We start from the raw sequence: 19,483 nt of genomic DNA on the forward strand, positions 1-19,483 counted from the left end.
AAGTAGGACACCGTTTTTGTTGCCAAACTAGAGGATTAATCTAGTTTTATTCTTGATCCAACTCGATATTAATACCGAGTGAGCGGATCTCCTTCAACAATACATTGAAGGACTCTGGCATACCTGGATTCATTTGATGGTTACCGTCAACGATGTTCTTATACATCTGTGTACGACCATTCACATCATCTGATTTGACCGTTAGCATTTCTTGAAGCGTGTAAGCGGCACCATATGCTTCTAATGCCCATACTTCCATCTCACCGAAACGCTGACCACCAAACTGCGCTTTACCGCCGAGTGGTTGCTGAGTCACAAGACTGTATGAACCCGTTGAACGAGCATGCATCTTGTCATCAACCAAGTGATTAAGTTTCAGCATGTACATGTAACCTACGGTTACTTGACGCTCAAATTCATTACCTGTACGGCCATCAAACAACTTGCGTTGCCCTGATTCTGGTAATCCAGCAAGAGTCAGCATTTGCTTGATCTCTTTTTCTTTGGCACCATCAAACGCTGGCGTCGCAATTGGAATACCACCTTTGAGGTTTTTAGCCAAACGGATCACTTCATCATCAGTGAAAGAGTCAATGTCAACACGCTGAAGCACGTCATCACCTAACTCGTATACTTCTTTAATATACTGGCGAAGTTCAGCAAGTTCACGCTGCTCTTCAAGCATACTGGTAATACGATTACCAATACCTTTCGCAGCCGCACCTAAATGCACTTCAAGTACCTGACCGATGTTCATCCGCGAAGGTACACCCAGTGGGTTCAACACGATATCAACGGGATCGCCATTCTCATCGTAAGGCATGTCTTCAACAGGACAAATCTTAGAGATAACACCTTTGTTACCGTGACGACCCGCCATTTTATCACCTGGCTGAATCGTACGTTTAACGGCTAAATAAACCTTAACGGTTTTCAATACACCGGGTGCTAAATCATCACCTTGAGTGATCTTACGACGCTTAATTTCAAACTTCTTATCGAAATCAGCTTTCAGTTCAGCATGTTGCTCACTAAGTTGCTCAAGTTCAGTTTGTTTCGCTTCATCATCGATGTTTTGTAGCAATAACTGTGAACGTGGAATAGTGGCAATTTGAACATCGCTTAAACCTGTGCTCGCTAATAAATTACGCGCACGGCCGTAAACGCCTTCTTCCAAGATTTGGAATTCTTCGGTCAAATCTTTTCTCGCTTGCGCGATATGCATCTCTTCGATTTCAACAGCACGCTTATCTTTCTCAACGCCGTCACGGGTAAAGACCTGTACGTCGATGATCGTCCCTTTCACTGAGTTAGGTACGCGTAATGAACTGTCTTTAACGTCAGAGGCTTTTTCACCGAAAATAGCACGTAAAAGCTTCTCTTCTGGCGTCAGTTGCGTTTCACCTTTTGGTGTCACTTTACCGACCAGAATATCGCCACCTTTCACTTCTGCACCAATGTAAACGATACCTGACTCGTCTAGTTTAGACAGAGCAGACTCACCGACATTTGGAATATCAGCAGTGATTTCTTCGCTACCTAATTTGGTATCACGGGCCACACAAGATAACTCTTGAATGTGGATAGTGGTGAAACGATCTTCTTGCGCAACGCGCTCAGAAATTAAGATCGAATCCTCGAAGTTATAACCGTTCCAAGGCATGAAGGCGATACGCATGTTTTGACCCAGCGCTAAATCACCTAAATCCGTTGAAGGACCGTCAGCTAATACATCACCGCGAACCACTGGCTCACCGACGCTACAACATGGGCGTTGGTTGATACAGGTGTTTTGGTTAGAACGGGTATATTTGGTCAAGTTGTAGATATCGATACCGGCTTCACCTGGGGTCAGCTCAGCTTCGTTCACTTTAACAACGATACGACTCGCATCAACGTACTCAACAAAACCGCCACGCTTAGCAGCAACAACCACGCCTGAATCAACCGCTAATGTACGCTCAATCCCCGTACCTACAAGCGGTTTATCCGCTTTTAATGTAGGAACAGCTTGACGTTGCATGTTCGCGCCCATCAAGGCACGGTTAGCATCATCGTGTTCAAGGAAGGGGATCAGTGATGCCGCCACAGAAATAATTTGCTGTGGAGAGACATCCATATATTGCACATCAGTAGCACGCATAAAGGTGGCTTCACCTTTATGACGACACGCGATTTGCTCTTCTAGCATACGACCATTGTCATCAAGCTCAATGTTCGCCTGTGCAATAACGTAACGCCCTTCTTCAATCGCCGATAGGTAATCCACTTCATCAGTGATCACACCATCAACAACCTTACGATAAGGGGTTTCTAGGAAACCATAAGAGTTGGTACGCGCAAAACTCGCAAGCGAGTTAATCAAACCAATGTTTGGTCCCTCAGGCGTTTCGATTGGACATAGACGACCATAGTGAGTCGGATGTACATCTCGAACTTCGAAACCAGCACGCTCACGAGTCAAACCACCTGGGCCTAATGCAGAAATACGACGCTTATGCGTCACTTCTGATAGCGGGTTGTTTTGATCCATAAACTGAGACAGTTGTGAAGAACCAAAGAATTCTTTCACTGCAGCAGAAATGGGTTTAGCGTTGATCAAATCCTGAGGCATAAGCTCATTGAGATCGCCAAGACTTAAACGCTCACGTACGGCACGTTCTACACGAACAAGACCAACACGGAACTGGTTTTCAGCCATTTCGCCAACACTACGAATACGACGGTTACCTAAGTGATCGATATCATCAACTTCATCATTACCGTTACGGATCTTGATGATGTTTTTCATTACTGCAACGATATCTTCTTTACTTAGGATACCTTCGCCTTCATCGTCATCAATGCTTAGACGACGATTGAACTTCATACGACCGACTTTCGATAAGTCATAACGCTCTTCACTGAAGAAAAGGTTATTGAATAAGGCTTCTGCAGCATCTTTGGTTGGTGGCTCGCCTGGACGCATCATACGATAGATTTCAACCAAGGCTTCTAAGCGGTTAGTGGTTGAATCGATACGTAGCGTATCAGACATGTAAGCACCGTTATCAAGTTCATTGATATACAGTGTGCTCACTTCTTTAATGCCAGCCAAGGACAGTTTAGCCAGATCTTCTAGACCAATTTCAGCATTAGCAGAAACAATGACTTCGCCAGTATCAGGATCAATGTAGTCCTGACCTGAAATCTTACCAACAATATATTCAACTGGTACTTCAAGTTCTGTGGTATTTGTTTTTTCTAATTGACGAATATGGCGCGCCGTAACCCGACGTCCTTTCTCAACTAAAACAGTTCCTTCAGAATCTTTAATATCATAGCTTGCCGTTTCACCGCGCAGACGCTCGGCGACAAGATCCATCACTAGCGTGTCTTTCTTAACTTTGAAATTAACACGAGTGAAGAAGATATCGAGAATATCTTGAGTCGAATAATCCAATGCACGCAAAATGATTGACGCAGCCAATTTACGACGACGGTCAATACGAACAAATAAGGCATCTTTTGGATCAAATTCGAAATCTAACCATGAACCACGGTAAGGAATAATACGTGCGTTATACAGTACCTTACCTGATGAATGTGTTTTACCACGATCATGGTCGAAAAATACCCCTGGGCTACGATGTAGCTGAGAGACAATAACACGCTCAGTACCGTTAATTACAAAGGTACCGTTGTCAGTCATAAGAGGGATATCCCCCATATAGACTTCTTGTTCTTTAATATCTTTAACTGTACCTGGTGCCGCTTCACGGTCATACAATACCATACGTAATTTAACACGTAGTGGTGCAGAATATGTGATACCACGGATTTGACATTCTTTCACATCAAAAACAGGCTCGCCTAGCTTATAGCTGACATATTGCAGCTCTGAATTACCAGAGAAGCTTTTGATGGGAAAAACGCTACGGAAAGCCGCTTCAAAACCGCGCTCCCCAGTAGGATCTTGATCGGTGAACTTTTTAAATGAGTCCAACTGAATTGACAAAAGGTAAGGGATGTCCAGTACTTTTGGACTCTTACCGAAGTCTTTGCGAATACGCTTCTTTTCAGAATAGGAGTAAACCATGGGTTTCCTCTGATTGCGGAATGTGACCAAGACTACATTAACATTGTCTATACAATGGTAACGTAGCAACGTTTGCCCATCACCGTTGAAAGCAAGAACCTAACCAGTAATCTCTGCTAGGAACTGCAACATCTGGCGATAAACGGTGAATAAAAAATCGCCTGCGCCTACAGCGCAAAAAAGGCCGACAGTCTAAAAAACCGTCAGCCTTCACCCGATGACTCGGGCTTAGCAAGTTATATTATAACTTACTTAATCTCTACTGCAGCACCAGCTGCTTCTAGATCAGTCTTAAGTGCTTCAGCTTCTTCTTTAGTGATAGCTTCTTTAACAGCTACTGGAGCTGATTCAGCCATACCTTTAGCTTCTTTCAGGCCAAGACCTGTAGCGCCACGAAGTGCTTTAATACAAGCAACTTTGTTGTCACCGAAAGAGGTAAGAATTACGTCGAATTCTGTTTGCTCTTCAGCAGCAGCGGCTTCGCCACCACCAGAAACAACAGCAGCAGCGGCAGATACGCCGAATTTCTCTTCCATTGCTTCAACTAGTTCAACAACTTCCATTACAGACATTTCTGCAAAAGCTTCTAAGATTTGGTCTTTAGTGATAGACATAACAAAAAATTCCTAAATGTTCTGAATTCAATTCAATTAAGCGGCTAATAAAATTAAGCTGCTTCTTCTTTTTGATCGCGAAGGGCGGCCAAAGTACGTACAAACTTGCCAGCAGATGCTTCTTTTAGAGTCATCATTAACTGAGCTAGTGCTTCTTCGTAAGTTGGTAGTTTCGCTAAACGATCAATATTCGTTGCAGGGATTAATTCCCCTTCAAAGGCTGCTGCTTTTACTTCAAATAGCTCTTGCTCTTTAGCAAAGTCTTTTAAAAGACGTGCTGCGGCACCTGGGTGCTCGTTAGAGAAAGCAATAAGAGTAGGACCTGAGAACGTTTCGTTTAGGCACTCAAAATCAGTACCTTCTAGCGCACGACGAGCCAAAGTATTACGTACAACTTTAACGAATACTCCGTTCTCACGAGCGGCTTTACGTAAACCGGTCATAGCACCCACAGTTACACCACGTGAATCGGCAACAACTGCAGATAAAGCACCTTTGGCAACTTCGTTGACTTCAGCAACAATCGCCTGTTTGTCTTCGAGTCTTAATGCCATTGGCTTTACTCCTGGATTCTATCTAGGGAAATCCCTAGTAATTACCATATTCGCTATCAAATGACAGCGAATGACTTACGGCGCGAATATCCAGAAGAACAAAATCTATCTGGGGTCCGACACCGTCTACGTAGGAAATTAAGTTACACTTTAGAGCTAACACCTACGGTCTTGGACGGAGATCAAAACAAGTGCTTAACGCAACTTATCGACCTCAACCCTACAAAGTGCGCGCATTATAGACTAATCCGCGCAGCTTGTAAATTTACTTAGCGTCAGCTAACGTACCTTGGTCAACGGTCACACCGGCGCCCATAGTAGTAGAGATGCTAACTTTCTTAAGGTAAACACCTTTAGCAACCGCTGGCTTGGCTTTTTTCAATGCACCAAGAAGGGCTTCTAAGTTTTCCTTAAGTTGAGCCGGTTCAAAATCCACTTTACCGATAGTAGTGTGGATGATACCGTTCTTATCATTACGGTAACGGATTTGACCCGCTTTTGCGTTCTTAACAGCGTCTGCAACATTTGGTGTTACAGTGCCTGTTTTAGGGTTAGGCATCAAGCCACGTGGGCCTAAGATTTGGCCTAATTGACCAACAACGCGCATTGCATCTGGAGAAGCAATCACTACGTCGAAGTTCATTTCACCCGCTTTAACTTGTGCAGCAAGCTCGTCCATACCCACTAGCTCTGCGCCAGCAGCAGTCGCCGCTTCAGCGTTAGCACCTTGAGTGAATACAGCAACACGTACATCACGACCCGTACCGTGTGGCAATACAGTTGCGCCACGAACGTTTTGATCAGATTTACGTGGGTCAACACCTAGGTTAACCGCAACATCTACACTTTCAACGAATTTTGCAGTCGCTAATTCTTTTAGCAATGCAACAGCTTCATTGATGTCGTAACTTTTCGTTACTTCTACTTTTTCGCGAATAAGACGTGCGCGTTTAGTTAGCTTTGCCATTATATTAATCCTCTACTACCAAACCCATTGAACGCGCAGTACCTTCAATTGAGCGAGTCATCGCTTCAATATCAGCACCAGTCATATCAGTCGCTTTAGTTTCAGCAATTTCCTGAACAGCGCTGCGCTTGATAGTACCCACTTTTTCAGTGTTAGGACGACCAGAACCTGATTTCAGGCCTGCTGCTTTTAGCAACAAGAAAGAAGCTGGAGGCGTCTTAGTTTCGAAAGTGAAAGAGCGATCAGTATAAACAGTGATCACAACAGGAATTGGCATACCTTTATCGAACTTTTCAGTACGCGCATTGAATGCTTTACAGAATTCCATGATGTTGACACCTTTTTGACCCAAAGCTGGACCTACTGGTGGCGACGGATTCGCAGCGCCTGCTGCAACTTGCAATTTGATGTAACCATCAACTTTCTTTGCCATGAGACATTTCCTCAAGTTTGGGTTCAAACGCCATCAGCCCAACGCCGATAAGCTCCCCGAAAATAATGGAGGCGAATTATATATAAATTCGCCACCGTTTCCAAATACTTTTGCGCTTAATTTAATCAGTTTATTAAATTAGCTTTTTTCGATTTGTGCGAAATCAAGTTCAACCGGTGTTGAGCGACCAAAGATCATGACCGACACTTTCACACGGTTCTTCTCGTAATCGACTTCTTCAACCGTACCGTTAAAGTCAGCGAAAGGTCCGTCAATCACACGGACAATCTCACCCGCTTCAAACATAATACGGTGTGTTGGCGACTCAGTGGTTTCTTGAAGACGCTGTAGAATGGCATCCGCTTCTCTATCTGAAATAGGAGCAGGCCTGTCTGAAGTGCCACCAATAAAGCCCATTACACGCGGAATACTTTTCACTAAATGCCAGCTTTCATCGTTCATCACCATTTGCACTAATACATAGCCTGGGAAAAACTTACGCTCACTCTTGCGACGCTGACCCGCACGCATTTCAACCACTTCTTCAGTAGGGACCAATACCTCACCAAAATAGTGCTCCATTGAATGCATCTTAATGTATTCATTCAACGATTTACACACTCTGCCTTCATAGCCAGAAAATGCTTGAACCACATACCATCTTTTTTTAGCTTCAGTCATTCGAGATGCCTATACGCCTGTAATAAAATTAACAATTTTAAGTAATACTGCGTCCATACCCCAGAGGATTAACGCCAAAATACCTGTTGCAGCTAACACAATAAACGTCGTGTTGAGTGCTTCTTGACGCGTAGGCCAAATAACTTTACGGACTTCAATTTGCGACTCACGTGCAAAAGAAAGCGCCTGTTTACCTTTCACTGTTTGTAGCGCAATAAAACCTGCAACGGCAAATGCAACAATAACGCCTAGTGCGCGTACTACGACACTCGCTTCATCAAACATTTGATTGCCTACAATAGCGGCGGCCAATAGCACAATGACTATGCCCCACTTAAGAATATCCAGAGAGTTACTCTGGCTTTCAGTATTTGTTGTCATCGGTTAATTCCGTTACTCACTACGAACTATAAATAAAGTCCTGCTGACAAAAAATTTAAGACTTTACTCAGTGAAATTTTTCAGTCAGCCCATAAAATCCGAACTGACATTCCACTATACACAGAGATAGCATAAATTCAGAGGGTCTAAAATCGGCCATAGATTGTATTCTTATTCCACTACTTTGGCAAGAATACAAATCAAATTGACGCAATTCTGACTCATAATCCCTTTATTAACAAAAAAGGCAGCCTAGGCTGCCTTTTTCTATTACATAAAATTAATGCCGATTAAGCAATAATCTTAGCAACAACACCCGCACCTACTGTACGGCCACCTTCACGAATAGCGAAGCGTAAACCTTCGTCCATCGCGATTGGGCAGATTAGTGTAACGGTCATTTGAACGTTATCACCTGGCATTACCATTTCTACGCCTTCAGGTAACTCAATTGTACCTGTTACGTCAGTTGTACGGAAGTAGAACTGTGGACGGTAGCCTTTGAAGAATGGAGTGTGACGTCCACCTTCTTCTTTTGAAAGTACATAGATTTCTGATTCAAAAGTTGTATGAGGAGTGATTGAACCTGGCGCTGCCAATACTTGACCACGCTCAACTTCGTCACGCTTAGTACCACGTAGTAGTACACCACAGTTCTCACCTGCACGACCTTCGTCAAGCAGCTTACGGAACATTTCAACACCAGTACAAGTTGTCTTAGTGGTATCTTTGATACCCACGATTTCAACTTCTTCACCCACTTTGATGATACCGCGCTCTACACGACCGGTAACAACAGTACCACGACCTGAGATTGAGAAAACATCTTCGATTGGAAGAATGAATGCACCGTCAATCGCACGCTCTGGCTCTGGAATGTAAGTATCTAGCGCTTCTGCAAGCTCAATGATCTTCGCTTCCCACTCAGCTTCGCCTTCAAGGGCTTTAAGCGCTGAACCTTGGATAACTGGCAAGTCATCACCTGGGAATTCATATTCAGAAAGCAGTTCACGAACTTCCATTTCGACAAGCTCAAGTAGCTCTTCGTCATCTACCATGTCACATTTGTTCATGAATACGATGATGAAAGGGACACCAACCTGACGAGAAAGTAGGATGTGCTCACGCGTTTGTGGCATTGGGCCATCAGTAGAAGCAACAACTAAGATTGCACCGTCCATTTGAGCAGCACCAGTGATCATGTTTTTAACATAATCCGCGTGACCTGGGCAATCTACGTGCGCATAGTGACGAGTTGGTGTGTCATATTCGATGTGAGAAGTATTAATTGTAATACCACGCTCACGCTCTTCTGGAGCGTTATCGATTTGTGCGAAATCTTTAACTTCACCACCGTAAGTTTTGGTTAATACTGCAGAAATTGCAGCAGTTAATGTAGTTTTACCATGGTCAACGTGACCAATTGTACCTACGTTTACGTGAGGTTTACTACGTTCGAATTTTTCTTTAGCCATGGTATTGCCCCAATCCAAAATACTTGGTGATGAAACTGCAAATATGATAAAAAATCCGATGCATTAAATGTCATCGAATCGTTGATTTTGAATAATTAGGAAAGAATAAAGAAGAGTTGTAGCTGATAGGCATTGAACTGAGGACCTCGCCCTTAACGTAGGGCGTGCTCGACAGATTGAGCACAAATCAGAATTGGAGCGGATGGCGGGAATCGAACCCGCGTTATCAGCTTGGAAGGCTGGAGTAATACCATTATACGACATCCGCGCAACCTACTTTAGGTTACCTAACTACCCATTAAAAAATGGTGGAGGGAGAAGGATTCGAACCTTCGAAGGCTGAGCCGTCAGATTTACAGTCTGATCCCTTTGGCCACTCGGGAACCCCTCCGATGAAATGTGGTGCCGGCACCAAGAGTCGAACTCGGGACCTACTGATTACAAGTCAGTTGCTCTACCAACTGAGCTATGCCGGCGTGTCATTTCGGTAGCGGATATTATGGAAGTCTGAGCATAAGTGCAATAGCTAAATTGTATTTTTATTAAAAAAAAGTGTTAATCGATGTTTTTTTGTCCTCAAAGCGTATATTCCGTTTAAAAAGACACCATATCCGCTCCAAGAAATCACTGACTCTTTTATCCCTTAGCTTTATTCTTGTTCCTCACAAAATCATAGTGTACTGTGCAGCCCTAAGGAGAACAAAGCTATGACATCGGCAAATCAATTTCACAATGCGCTTTACCTTGCTTTTCAAAGGGCCCAATGGGCGGATCTACGTAATTCAGTCCCGTTGACATTGAATGAGACCGATCTGGCCAATTTGCGTGGGATCAATGAAAAACTGTCTCTTACCGAAGTCACTGACATCTATTTGCCTGTCAGCCGATTACTCAATTTAATTGTGGGGGCCAAACAACAACGCGGCCTCACGTTAAATCAGTTTTTAGGGCATACCCCGCCTAAAAGGCCTTACATCATTAGTATTGCTGGCAGTGTCGCCGTTGGAAAAAGTACTACAGCAAGAATATTACAAGCCCTATTAGAACAATGGCCAGAACATCCACAAGTGGACTTAATCACTACCGATGGCTTTTTATATCCATTAGCGGAACTTAAAAGGCGGGGATTACTGCAACGTAAAGGCTTCCCTGAAAGTTATGATATGAAATTGTTAATTGAGTTTATTACTAAGGTAAAATCAGGAGACGCTTCTGTTAAAGCGCCATTATATTCTCATATTAAGTACGATAGGATCCCCAAAAAGAATCAAATCATAAATCAACCCGATATTTTAATCATCGAAGGCCTCAATGTCTTGCAAACAGGTCAAGACTCACCATTTGATACCAAGCGCCCTTTTTTATCTGACTTTGTTGATTTTTCAATCTATGTGGATGCGAATCGCTCGCTGCTAAAACAATGGTATGTTGAACGCTTCTTACAATTCCGCCAAGGCGCTTTTGCCAACCCTAAATCCTATTTCCATCATTATTCGCATTTAAATGATGAAGAGTCAGTGCAAATTGCCACCAACATTTGGGACAGCATCAATGGGCCCAACTTACAACTTAATATTGAACCCACACGAGAAAGAGCTCACTTAATTCTTCAAAAAGGGGCTGATCATTTAATGGATAAAGTCTTGCTTAGAAAATAACGCTACCACGTATTTACCCACAGGCCTTAAATCTCAGAATTAGCTTGCGCTGCGTAAGCTAATCTCTCCTCCGACATAAGCTTCTATACCTTGATTAGTCTCTAATAGAATCGATCCTTTTTCATCAATTCCTTTACAGATCCCCACCACATTATTATTGGCCATGGATAATGTTACCGCTTGATTGAGGAATAAATCTGCTGCTTGCCAACGTGTCATAAAGGCCGCTAACCCTTGTGCTTCAAATAAACGTAAATCTTTTTGGAGCTGTTTTTGCAGCGCAATCACTAAATCGGTTTTATTAGGTCGGCTCTTTAATTCGGATAAGTCACTCCAAGGCTGATCAATCACATCACCTTGGGCACTGGGCATGGCCATATTGATCCCAATGCCAATCACCACATGACATTCGCTATCGGTTTGCCCACTCATTTCAACAAGCACGCCCGCCAGCTTCTTGTGATTCAGATAGATATCATTGGGCCATTTTACACCCAACCCGTTCACTCCGCATGCTTCCAATACTTCCACTAATGAGCACGCCACCACAAGGCTCAGCCCCATGGCTTGAGACATCCCCTGAGGAAAAGACCAAAACATCGAAGTATACAAATGACAACCATAAGGTGACAGCCAGGTTCTACCTCGTCTTCCTCGACCCGCTGATTGGTATTCAGAGACACAAATATCACCCGATTTTAACTCATCAATGTGTTTTAATAAAAAACCATTGGTACTGGCGAGTTCATTAAAATAAAAACAGCGATTATTAATGGTTTCAGTCAAGGTATCTTCATTAACTAAAGAGACTGGATTCACTAATTTATAACCCTTTCCTTTTACGCTATAAATGTCAACACCGTAGTCTTCAAGTGCACTAATATGATTCGCAATGGCCGTGCGAGACACACCAACTAACTGTGCAAGGAATTCGCCCGACACGAAGCCTTCCTCGGTTAATGCCTGTAATATTTGTCGCTTTCTAGTCCAATTCTCCGTCATATCCCTCATCCTTTATTCATTTCGCCCATTGCCCCAATAAGTCGTGGCTCGGCCTCCAGTTGGACTCCAAATAACTGCATGATCCGCTCTATAATCAATTCCGCTAATTGACACACATCACGACCTGTTGCCCCGCCGTTGTTAACAAGAACGAGCGCTTGTTTTTCATGTACACTGGCATCGCTACAACGCATGCCTTTCAATCCCGCTTTATCGATTAACCATGCAGCGGCTAATTTCATGTGTTGATGACCCATTTTAAACGCCACAATATCGGGATAACGCTCTTGTAAACGTTCAAATGTCGAAACAGGTATGACAGGGTTTTTAAAAAAGCTCCCCACATTGCCTAATACCACAGGATCTGGCAATTTCTCCCGCCGTAACTGACAAACATAATCAAACACATGCTTTGGTGTTAGATTCGCTTGCGCTATCGTACTTAAAGGCCCATAAGATAAAATCGGCTGCCACTGCTTAGCGAGCTTTATGCCGATAGCTGTGATCACCGCTTTTCCTTTTAATTCTTGTTTGAAAATAGACTCACGATAAGCAAATTCACACTCAGCCACCGATAAACGCTTTAATTCGCCCGACGCTAACTCCAAATACTCAACCCAGTCACAAATATCACACAGCTCAACACCATAGGCCCCAATATTTTGAATGGGAGCAGCCCCAACAGTTCCTGGTATTAAGGCTAAATTCTCCAGGCCTCCCATGCCTTCTTTGACACAAAAAGTGACCAACTCATGCCAATTCTCACCCGCTTCTACGTGCAAATAAAAAAAGGCATCATCTTCTTCACACTCAATGCCTTTGGTCAACACCTTAACGACATGGCCTTGATAATCATCCACCAGCACAATGTTACTGCCACCACCTAAAATCAGTACAGGTAAATCTTGCGCGTACAAATCAAGACAAGTCGAGACTAATGTCGCTTTATCTTGCACTTCATGTAAAAAAAGACACGAATGGTCAATACCAAAAGTGTTGTACGCTTTTAAAGAGGCTGATGGTTTCATTATTTGTGTGGTCATTGATTTATTTAAGAGTTTCTTTTTAATTTTATGAATGCGTTAAACGGCATCAATATAGCCGACAAAGACGCATTGTAGCTTAAATGAGCACTAATGAGTATGTGCAATCTTAATCCTCCTATAAACAAGCAAAATAACAAACATAAAACGCATTGTCATATGTCAGCTATTTCACAGTTTCTTACATTTCCTCTATAACACTATTCAAGCTTTAAGCTAAAAAGACGTCTCTTGTATTGCTAAAAAGTCCAATTCACACGTCCTACCTGAAGAATTAGCTCTCACTTTTTTACCAGACATATAAGCTGCAATCGCCAAGCTCGTCATCTGGTTTAACGCAGCTTCAGAATGTTGGCTATGGGTAATTCTTCCCACCCCGTTACAAGCCTCGATAAATTGTGAGCTGGCATCATCAGCAAAGTGTAACTCCGTGGCTTTCTTAGCACTTTGATCATAGACTTTAATCCCTTTTAGTGTTCCAAAAGCAATATCCCCCGCCACCGCAGGAAAAACAAATAACATTGATAAAAATAGCGGCTTAAATTTCATAATCTTATATCCAGATTTTAAAGAACCAACAATTAAACATAATACTATTGTTTCAGCAACATTTTATATCGCCTTAATAATCCATTTACCGCCACCAATATTATTCGCTTGCAACTCTTGCAATAATGTTTGGTACCAAGTGAATGCATATTGATACCAAGCGTCACCAAACAGTTGCACTATGGCCGATTGCTTACTTTTAAGCTTGTCGATGAAGGGCACATAAGCATTGATGTATTTATGGGTCCAATCCTCAAAGGTTTCCACTTGCCAATGTGCTTCATCAAGCCATTGCTTCACATTACTCATCAAAATAGGTTGACCAATTTCATCGCCTAAACAACTTAAGTCTGTATGTTCTTGACTAAGGGTATAATCGCAAATTAATAAATGCGCTCCCGCCTTACACTGCTGCCTTAACACTTTTAAGACAGCCGCTTGATTATCTAAGGCATAAAACACATTAAACAAATAGATGAGATCAAAATGCGCTACCCCCAATGCTGAAAGTGATGACACATCTTGTGAAAAAAATGCCACTTCAGGGTATTGCCGCTTTGCATAATTAATCGAGGTATCATCAATATCAACCCCAATAACCTTGCCCCAACCATGAGATTGAAACCAGTGAGCAGTGCCGCCACGACCACAACCTAAATCCAAAATTTGATTAATTTCATTTTTGGGTAGCCCAGCGACAGCATCCACTATGGCTGGCTCTTCGCCAGGGTGAGCAAAATCGCCTTCACGCACCATAGCTAAAATACATTTCCCTTGAGGGGAGTTCATTTTAAAGGTCATGATACACCTGATTTGCATTGAATTTACATTGAACCAATACTGACAAGTGTAATCCTAATCAAGAATATCAGTATGAAAAGTCATCATACTGCCCCCTCTCCTTTGAACACTATCATTGGAAAACGTGATTATTTCGCACAAAAGTACACTCATAATAAGCTCACCTTGTGTGCCAGCTCTTCTATCAATACTGAGCGATTGGCGGCATAATCCACTGGCACCTCAACAAGGTTGACTCCTCCTTGCTTAAAAGCCGTATCCAAGGTAGTCATCAATGTCTCAGCGCTGCTCACTAGATGGCCTTTGGCACCGTAGGCTTGAGCGTATTGCACAAAATCAGGATCGGTAAATTCAAGTCCCCAATCCGCAAAACCGGCGATTTGCTGCTTCCATCTGATCATGCCATAGGCATTATCCTTTAATATCATCACCACCAGATTGAGCTTCATTCTCAGTGCCGTTTCAATTTCTTGGGAATTCATCATAAACCCACCGTCACCACAGATGGCCAACACTCGCTTATTTGGATTTAATGTAGCCGCCATCATGGCAGACGATAACCCCGCTCCCATGGTGGCTAAGGCATTATCTAATAATACTGTATGGGGATAGTACGCTTTGTAATTTCGCGCAAACCAAATTTTATAAATCCCATTATCTAAAGCAATAACGCCTTCTTCTCCCATGACTTTTCGCGTATCAGCGACAATTCGTTGAGGCACAATAGGAAAAGAATCGTCGTCACTCCCCTGGGCAATATGCCGTTCAACCTCTTGTTTAACCCGCTTGAAATACGCGACAGGGGCACATTTCCATCCAACTAATTTTTCACTTAACTGCTCAACCGTGAGACTGATATCCCCCACCAGCTCAAGTTGAGGAAAATACACTTCATCCACTTGGGCTGACTTGTAATTTAAATGGATCACCTGCTTGCCATCATTCGACATAAAAAAAGGCGGTTTTTCCACCACGTCATGGCCAATATTGATCACCAAGTCGGCTTTCGCGACCGCATAATGCAAATAGTCATTATCAGACAAAGCCGCAGTACCAATAAAGTACTCATTGCGCTCATCCGCCACCCCTTTACCCATTTGGGTGTTAAAGAAGTAAATCCCCGTGTTATTGGCAAAATGCTCTAAGGCTTTCCATGATGTTTTTCGATTGGCTCCGGCCCCCAGTAAAATTAATGGCATGGTTGCCGCTTTAATTTTCTTTACCGCTTCATTTAACACAAAATCATCGGCCACCGCATATTGGCGGACACTGGGCTCAATAACATGAGTGTCCGTTTCTTCTGCGGCAATATCTTCGGGTAATTCCAGTAAAATAGCGCCGGGGCGCTCTTCTTCTGCTCGCCGAAACGCTTCCCTTACGAGTGATGGAATGGTATTACCATTGACGATTTGCTTGCTTAATTTGCAGATAGGCTCGTACAGTTTCACAATATCAATGATTTGAAACTGACCTTGTTTCGATGTTTTAATGGGCTTTTGGCCTGTTATCATGATCAAAGGAAAAGCCCCTAAATGCGCATAAGCCGCTGGCGTCGCTAAATTGGTGGCCCCGGGGCCCAATGTCGCCATACAGACACCTGCTTTACCTGTTAAGCGTCCATAGGTTGCCGCCATAAAGCCAGCGCCTTGTTCATGCCGAGTCAAAATGAGTTCAATGGATGAATTTTTTAACGATTCAAGCACATCAAGATTTTCTTCACCGGGCAGTGCAAAAATATACTCCACCCCTTCATTTTCTAATGCTTTGATTAACAGATCAGACGCTTTCATTATCGATCCCTATTTCGTCAGCTTCACCACATAAAACTTAGCAGTGATCTTCACTAATAGTGATCGATATTTTTGTCATTTAAGGCAGGTTAACAAAATTTATAATGTAAACAGTTCCCCCCTCATTCTAAACAGTAACCCTTTCGCTCACCACTTCACGAATAAACTCATCCAACAATGCTTTATCGGCATGGGGCATCACCACCACATGAGACATCCCCTGTGCGATGGGCAACATCCACTTTTGACAAATAGCCTCACTGGGTGCGGGCATATATACGATATTAGAAGCGTTATTAAGCTGGGCATCGACTCCCTTGCGTTTTAATTGTGTTTGCAAATATAACGCTAAATCCACACAGCGCATGCCCTGCTCTTTAAGGCCACTTTCTTGCAAAGTATCAATGCGATAGGCGGCTAACAACGCAGCTAATCCTGAACGAGAACAAGTTAACGTAGTATTGCCACTGGCAATATATTCAATATAATCTTGTTTGATCACTGCGTTATTATCTTGCTTCTTCGTCAGTACTAACCCTGCTGGCGTAATATTGCCTAAAAACTTATGCAAACTTATCGATAGTGCATCCACATCTTCACCAATGAGTAACTTTTTGGCACCATACACTTCAGGTAAAAAAGGGAGAAAGCTGCCATGCAATGCAGCATCGGCATGAATGAAGTGAGGCTTGTCTGCTAATAGGGCTTTTATCTGCGCAATATCATCTATAGCGCCTTTCATCGTGCTGCCAATGTTCACTAAAATAACCACTGGCCCCTCTATATTGATAAGACTTTCTTTTAACGCCCCATAATCCATTTCACCATTGTCTAAACAAGGCAGTAACTCATATTGCTTATGGTATTTTTCAACAATACTGACCGCACTGTAATGGCTTTCTCGAGATAATAATACCGGCGCATCAGGGAATTGCTTAAAACCTTTAAGCAAGCCATACTCCATAGCCTCGGTGCCACCACTCGTCACATAACCATAGGTATTATCTTCTGTTAAACCATATTGCTTAGCAAAAAAATGGATCACTTTTCGCTCAAAACCTTTGGTACTTAATCGATGCGATGAGGCACAAAAAGGATCGCCACTATTATTCATCAACACCTCAAGGGCATCACTTAACGATGAAAAATCAAAAGCCATATTACCCGGCTTACCTAACATTTTCCGCTTACGGTTTTTGATGCCCCCTAATAATGCTAGATACTCTTTTTCAATACTCTCTAGGGGCTTTTCACGCATAGGTACACTAAAATCTTGCACAAAAATGCCATATACAGGATCAGTTTGCCACTTTAATGCCGCTGGCATTTTTTCATTAATATTGTCAAAAATTGTATGCCCTTCGTACCTAAAGTCGCCGTAGCGTTTCTCAATCAATTGATGATGCCCATCCGCATTCAGCTGCTTAGCAATATGGTGGGTCACAGGTGATGTCATCACACCAATAAAACGCTCGTAACCCTGCACCATTGCTTGTCTGCGTGATAAATCAATTAAATTAGCCGCAACGCCTTTACCTGCATACGCTAAATCAACACCTATCATGAGCTGATCTAAGGTTTGCTTAAGATCAGCCAACTTAAGCTCACTCATCGCTTCATCAATTAATGTCATCATAGGTTGTAACGCTTCACAGACATAAATACTCGATAAGTCATCTTGTAGATCATGGGCAATGAACGCCCCTACAACACGATCATTATCCTGTATATCAATGGCCACAATACTCAAATGTTGGTCATAGATCCGTAAACAGAGGTGATTAACAAAATCAATCATCTCTGATTTTTCAATATGCATCGCAATCGCGCCGGGCTCAAAGCTAATAAACGCACTCGTTAAAATATCAGCTACCTCATTGATATGAGTAAACTGCATAGGCATATAATGAATATCATCAATCACTTTAGGGAAAAGAGTCATAAATAACCTACTTGATTAAACAACAAAAAACAGGAAGACAGGCCAAACATATTGCAATTGATACTGTGGCCTAACTGGTATATACCCAAAAGACTTAAAAGTGCATGTTTTCGAGTCCCGTAAAAAGTGCTTAATTGAGGCACAATTTACAAAAGAGGGTAGAAAAGCTTATAGCCTTTCAAGCAAATGTAATGTAGAAGCAAGCTTTTTTATTGGCTTACAATAATCTGATTTAAAAGGCTTTTAGACAGTGTTATTGAACATTCAACTTAGAATCATGAAACTATCAATTCAATGCCTTGACTAAAAGTGGTTTCATTCCAGCTGGCTCCTACATCTTCATCTTGTTTGGGTATAAATAGCATCCACATGGCGTAACACATTTTCATTTCTAGCCATACCAACCGATCCCAATACCTGCATCAGTTGCTCACGGTTAAAAATATTATGCTTTTCAAGATAAATTTTGGTGTGCTCACTATCATCACTCACAAACACCAAATCTTGTGGCATGATGTGACGTATACCTATCATTGGTAGCTTGGAATCAAAGGGGTAAAAAGCATCATTGTGCAAACCCGTGATCGGGCACTGAGAATAAAATTGCCCAATCATAGTGTCATAGGACATAAACGCTGATTTTAATGTGCGTTGCACTCGCTCAACAATCCCTGCCCCAAGCGCCTCACCTTCCCCTTTATGCACCATCACAATCACTATGGTATTAAGATGACTTTCAGGCAATGACCTAAAATAATCTCCGTAGCCAAGCAAAGCCCTTTCGACGTCTGAATCTTGTGTTTTAGCGTCGTATAATATGTAAGAAGCCAGTGCTTTACGCTTATTCAGTGCCGCTGGCACAAAAGGACAAACAGGCCCTTTTCGCCCTAAATTCACATGAGGTCTAGCTAGGTACTGCTTTAGCCATTCCTCAACTTGAATGAGATGATCGGTTATTTTTTCAAGGTAGAGGTTATCATTTTCATTAATGACAGCTGACACCTGCTGACGGGTTAAACGGCTTTTTGCATCAATAGTAAAAAACTGCATAAACGACCTACTATTTATCACATGTTCATCTGGTCATGCTGCAATAAAACACACCACCAAATGTTACAAAAAAACATAAAAAGAAAGCCTAGCTAATCGATATTATTAGACAAAGCTAATCAAAACACTAACAAACAATGAGTTAATATAAAGCTGTATAAAAACTTTTTAGTTACAAATGTATCATTACTATGACCTAGTTCTAACTTGAATGTCAAACAAATTGATGTTCACATAAATGAAATTCAGCGAGTCAAAATTAAACCATTAATCGAATCGAGGCCCTTAATGGCCTCATGGATTCAGCCATCATTTTTTATAAAAGGGGATTTTTTGAATTGTCATACAAAGCGAGTAAACGGTTTATAGAATAACGAGTCGTCATTTCTATTGAGGTAATGTTGACTGTGATGAATAACCTTAAATGATTGGTCTAAATTTACTTTAAAGCTGCGACACTGAAAA

Annotated in this window: 16 protein-coding genes and 3 tRNA genes; 1 reads left to right on the forward strand and 18 read right to left on the reverse strand. The window is 42.3% G+C overall.

Annotated features, from left to right (window positions below; all coding sequences use genetic code 11):
- Positions 1-46 precede the first annotated feature (46 nt).
- The 11 genes from rpoB to Q0779_RS13940 form a co-directional block, all read right to left on the reverse strand.
- Entirely contained in the window at positions 47-4,078 is a 4,032-nt protein-coding gene (rpoB, locus tag Q0779_RS13890) for a DNA-directed RNA polymerase subunit beta (RefSeq protein ID WP_298773421.1), read from the reverse strand.
- A 248-nt stretch (positions 4,079-4,326) separates the two neighbouring features.
- Positions 4,327-4,692: a 50S ribosomal protein L7/L12 gene (gene rplL, locus Q0779_RS13895; protein WP_298773422.1), complete on the reverse strand. Its 366-nt coding sequence runs from the start codon at positions 4,690-4,692 to the stop codon at positions 4,327-4,329.
- A gap of 53 nt (positions 4,693-4,745) precedes the next feature.
- A complete protein-coding gene (gene rplJ / locus Q0779_RS13900) occupies positions 4,746-5,246 on the reverse strand; it encodes a 50S ribosomal protein L10 (protein ID WP_298773423.1) in 501 nt (166 codons plus the stop codon).
- Between the two features lie 265 nt (positions 5,247-5,511).
- On the reverse strand, positions 5,512-6,213 hold the full coding sequence (gene rplA / locus Q0779_RS13905; protein WP_298773425.1) for a 50S ribosomal protein L1: 702 nt from the start codon (positions 6,211-6,213) through the stop codon (positions 5,512-5,514).
- 4 nt (positions 6,214-6,217) lie between these two features.
- Positions 6,218-6,646: a 50S ribosomal protein L11 gene (gene rplK / locus Q0779_RS13910; protein WP_126508279.1), complete on the reverse strand. Its 429-nt coding sequence runs from the start codon at positions 6,644-6,646 to the stop codon at positions 6,218-6,220.
- 138 nt (positions 6,647-6,784) lie between these two features.
- A complete protein-coding gene (gene nusG, locus Q0779_RS13915; RefSeq protein ID WP_298773426.1) occupies positions 6,785-7,327 on the reverse strand; it encodes a transcription termination/antitermination protein NusG in 543 nt (180 codons plus the stop codon).
- A 9-nt stretch (positions 7,328-7,336) separates the two neighbouring features.
- Positions 7,337-7,708: a preprotein translocase subunit SecE gene (gene secE / locus Q0779_RS13920; protein WP_298773427.1), complete on the reverse strand. Its 372-nt coding sequence runs from the start codon at positions 7,706-7,708 to the stop codon at positions 7,337-7,339.
- A 290-nt stretch (positions 7,709-7,998) separates the two neighbouring features.
- Entirely contained in the window at positions 7,999-9,183 is a 1,185-nt protein-coding gene (tuf, locus tag Q0779_RS13925; protein ID WP_298773417.1) for an elongation factor Tu, read from the reverse strand.
- A gap of 194 nt (positions 9,184-9,377) precedes the next feature.
- Positions 9,378-9,451: transfer RNA gene (locus Q0779_RS13930), tRNA-Gly, on the reverse strand.
- Positions 9,452-9,489: 38 nt separating this feature from the next.
- Positions 9,490-9,574: transfer RNA gene (locus Q0779_RS13935), tRNA-Tyr, on the reverse strand.
- 9 nt (positions 9,575-9,583) lie between these two features.
- Positions 9,584-9,659 (reverse strand) — tRNA-Thr (locus Q0779_RS13940).
- Between the two features lie 231 nt (positions 9,660-9,890).
- Here Q0779_RS13940 and coaA point away from each other — a divergent pair.
- Positions 9,891-10,841: a type I pantothenate kinase gene (coaA, locus tag Q0779_RS13945; RefSeq protein ID WP_298773428.1), complete on the forward strand. Its 951-nt coding sequence runs from the start codon at positions 9,891-9,893 to the stop codon at positions 10,839-10,841.
- 39 nt (positions 10,842-10,880) lie between these two features.
- Here the strand turns inward: coaA and birA are convergent, their stop codons facing one another.
- The 7 genes from birA to Q0779_RS13980 all read right to left on the reverse strand — a co-directional run bounded on the left by birA (position 10,881) and on the right by Q0779_RS13980 (position 19,018).
- A complete protein-coding gene (birA, locus tag Q0779_RS13950; protein WP_298773429.1) occupies positions 10,881-11,843 on the reverse strand; it encodes a bifunctional biotin--[acetyl-CoA-carboxylase] ligase/biotin operon repressor BirA in 963 nt (320 codons plus the stop codon).
- A gap of 5 nt (positions 11,844-11,848) precedes the next feature.
- Positions 11,849-12,886 carry a UDP-N-acetylmuramate dehydrogenase gene (gene murB, locus Q0779_RS13955; RefSeq protein ID WP_298773430.1) on the reverse strand — a complete coding sequence of 346 codons (1,038 nt, stop codon included), beginning with the start codon at positions 12,884-12,886 and terminating at the stop codon, positions 11,849-11,851.
- Between the two features lie 216 nt (positions 12,887-13,102).
- Entirely contained in the window at positions 13,103-13,435 is a 333-nt protein-coding gene (locus tag Q0779_RS13960; RefSeq protein WP_298773431.1) for a hypothetical protein, read from the reverse strand.
- 63 nt (positions 13,436-13,498) lie between these two features.
- The gene (locus tag Q0779_RS13965; protein ID WP_298773432.1) at positions 13,499-14,236 is read right to left on the reverse strand and encodes a class I SAM-dependent methyltransferase; all 738 of its coding nucleotides are present in this window, start codon (positions 14,234-14,236) and stop codon (positions 13,499-13,501) included.
- Between the two features lie 149 nt (positions 14,237-14,385).
- On the reverse strand, positions 14,386-16,026 hold the full coding sequence (locus tag Q0779_RS13970; protein ID WP_367180816.1) for an acetolactate synthase large subunit: 1,641 nt from the start codon (positions 16,024-16,026) through the stop codon (positions 14,386-14,388).
- Positions 16,027-16,153: 127 nt separating this feature from the next.
- On the reverse strand, positions 16,154-17,968 hold the full coding sequence (locus Q0779_RS13975) for an aminotransferase class I/II-fold pyridoxal phosphate-dependent enzyme (RefSeq protein ID WP_298773433.1): 1,815 nt from the start codon (positions 17,966-17,968) through the stop codon (positions 16,154-16,156).
- Between the two features lie 339 nt (positions 17,969-18,307).
- Positions 18,308-19,018 carry a DUF6875 domain-containing protein gene (locus Q0779_RS13980; RefSeq protein ID WP_298773434.1) on the reverse strand — a complete coding sequence of 237 codons (711 nt, stop codon included), beginning with the start codon at positions 19,016-19,018 and terminating at the stop codon, positions 18,308-18,310.
- Between the last annotated feature and the right edge of the window lie 465 nt (positions 19,019-19,483).

It is taken from the genome of uncultured Shewanella sp., from assembly GCF_947491715.1.
Lineage (GTDB): Bacteria > Pseudomonadota > Gammaproteobacteria > Enterobacterales > Shewanellaceae > Shewanella.

Coding starts and splice junctions, on each gene's coding strand:
- rpoB (WP_298773421.1), bottom strand. CDS start 4,078: ATGGTTTACTCCTATTCTGAAAAGAAGCGTATTCGCAAAGACTTCGGT.
- rplL (WP_298773422.1), bottom strand. CDS start 4,692: ATGTCTATCACTAAAGACCAAATCTTAGAAGCTTTTGCAGAAATGTCT.
- rplJ (WP_298773423.1), bottom strand. CDS start 5,246: ATGGCATTAAGACTCGAAGACAAACAGGCGATTGTTGCTGAAGTCAAC.
- rplA (WP_298773425.1), bottom strand. CDS start 6,213: ATGGCAAAGCTAACTAAACGCGCACGTCTTATTCGCGAAAAAGTAGAA.
- rplK (WP_126508279.1), bottom strand. CDS start 6,646: ATGGCAAAGAAAGTTGATGGTTACATCAAATTGCAAGTTGCAGCAGGC.
- nusG (WP_298773426.1), bottom strand. CDS start 7,327: ATGACTGAAGCTAAAAAAAGATGGTATGTGGTTCAAGCATTTTCTGGC.
- secE (WP_298773427.1), bottom strand. CDS start 7,708: ATGACAACAAATACTGAAAGCCAGAGTAACTCTCTGGATATTCTTAAG.
- tuf (WP_298773417.1), bottom strand. CDS start 9,183: ATGGCTAAAGAAAAATTCGAACGTAGTAAACCTCACGTAAACGTAGGT.
- coaA (WP_298773428.1), top strand. CDS start 9,891: ATGACATCGGCAAATCAATTTCACAATGCGCTTTACCTTGCTTTTCAA.
- birA (WP_298773429.1), bottom strand. CDS start 11,843: ATGACGGAGAATTGGACTAGAAAGCGACAAATATTACAGGCATTAACC.
- murB (WP_298773430.1), bottom strand. CDS start 12,886: ATGACCACACAAATAATGAAACCATCAGCCTCTTTAAAAGCGTACAAC.
- Q0779_RS13960 (WP_298773431.1), bottom strand. CDS start 13,435: ATGAAATTTAAGCCGCTATTTTTATCAATGTTATTTGTTTTTCCTGCG.
- Q0779_RS13965 (WP_298773432.1), bottom strand. CDS start 14,236: ATGACCTTTAAAATGAACTCCCCTCAAGGGAAATGTATTTTAGCTATG.
- Q0779_RS13970 (WP_367180816.1), bottom strand. CDS start 16,026: ATGAAAGCGTCTGATCTGTTAATCAAAGCATTAGAAAATGAAGGGGTG.
- Q0779_RS13975 (WP_298773433.1), bottom strand. CDS start 17,968: ATGACTCTTTTCCCTAAAGTGATTGATGATATTCATTATATGCCTATG.
- Q0779_RS13980 (WP_298773434.1), bottom strand. CDS start 19,018: ATGCAGTTTTTTACTATTGATGCAAAAAGCCGTTTAACCCGTCAGCAG.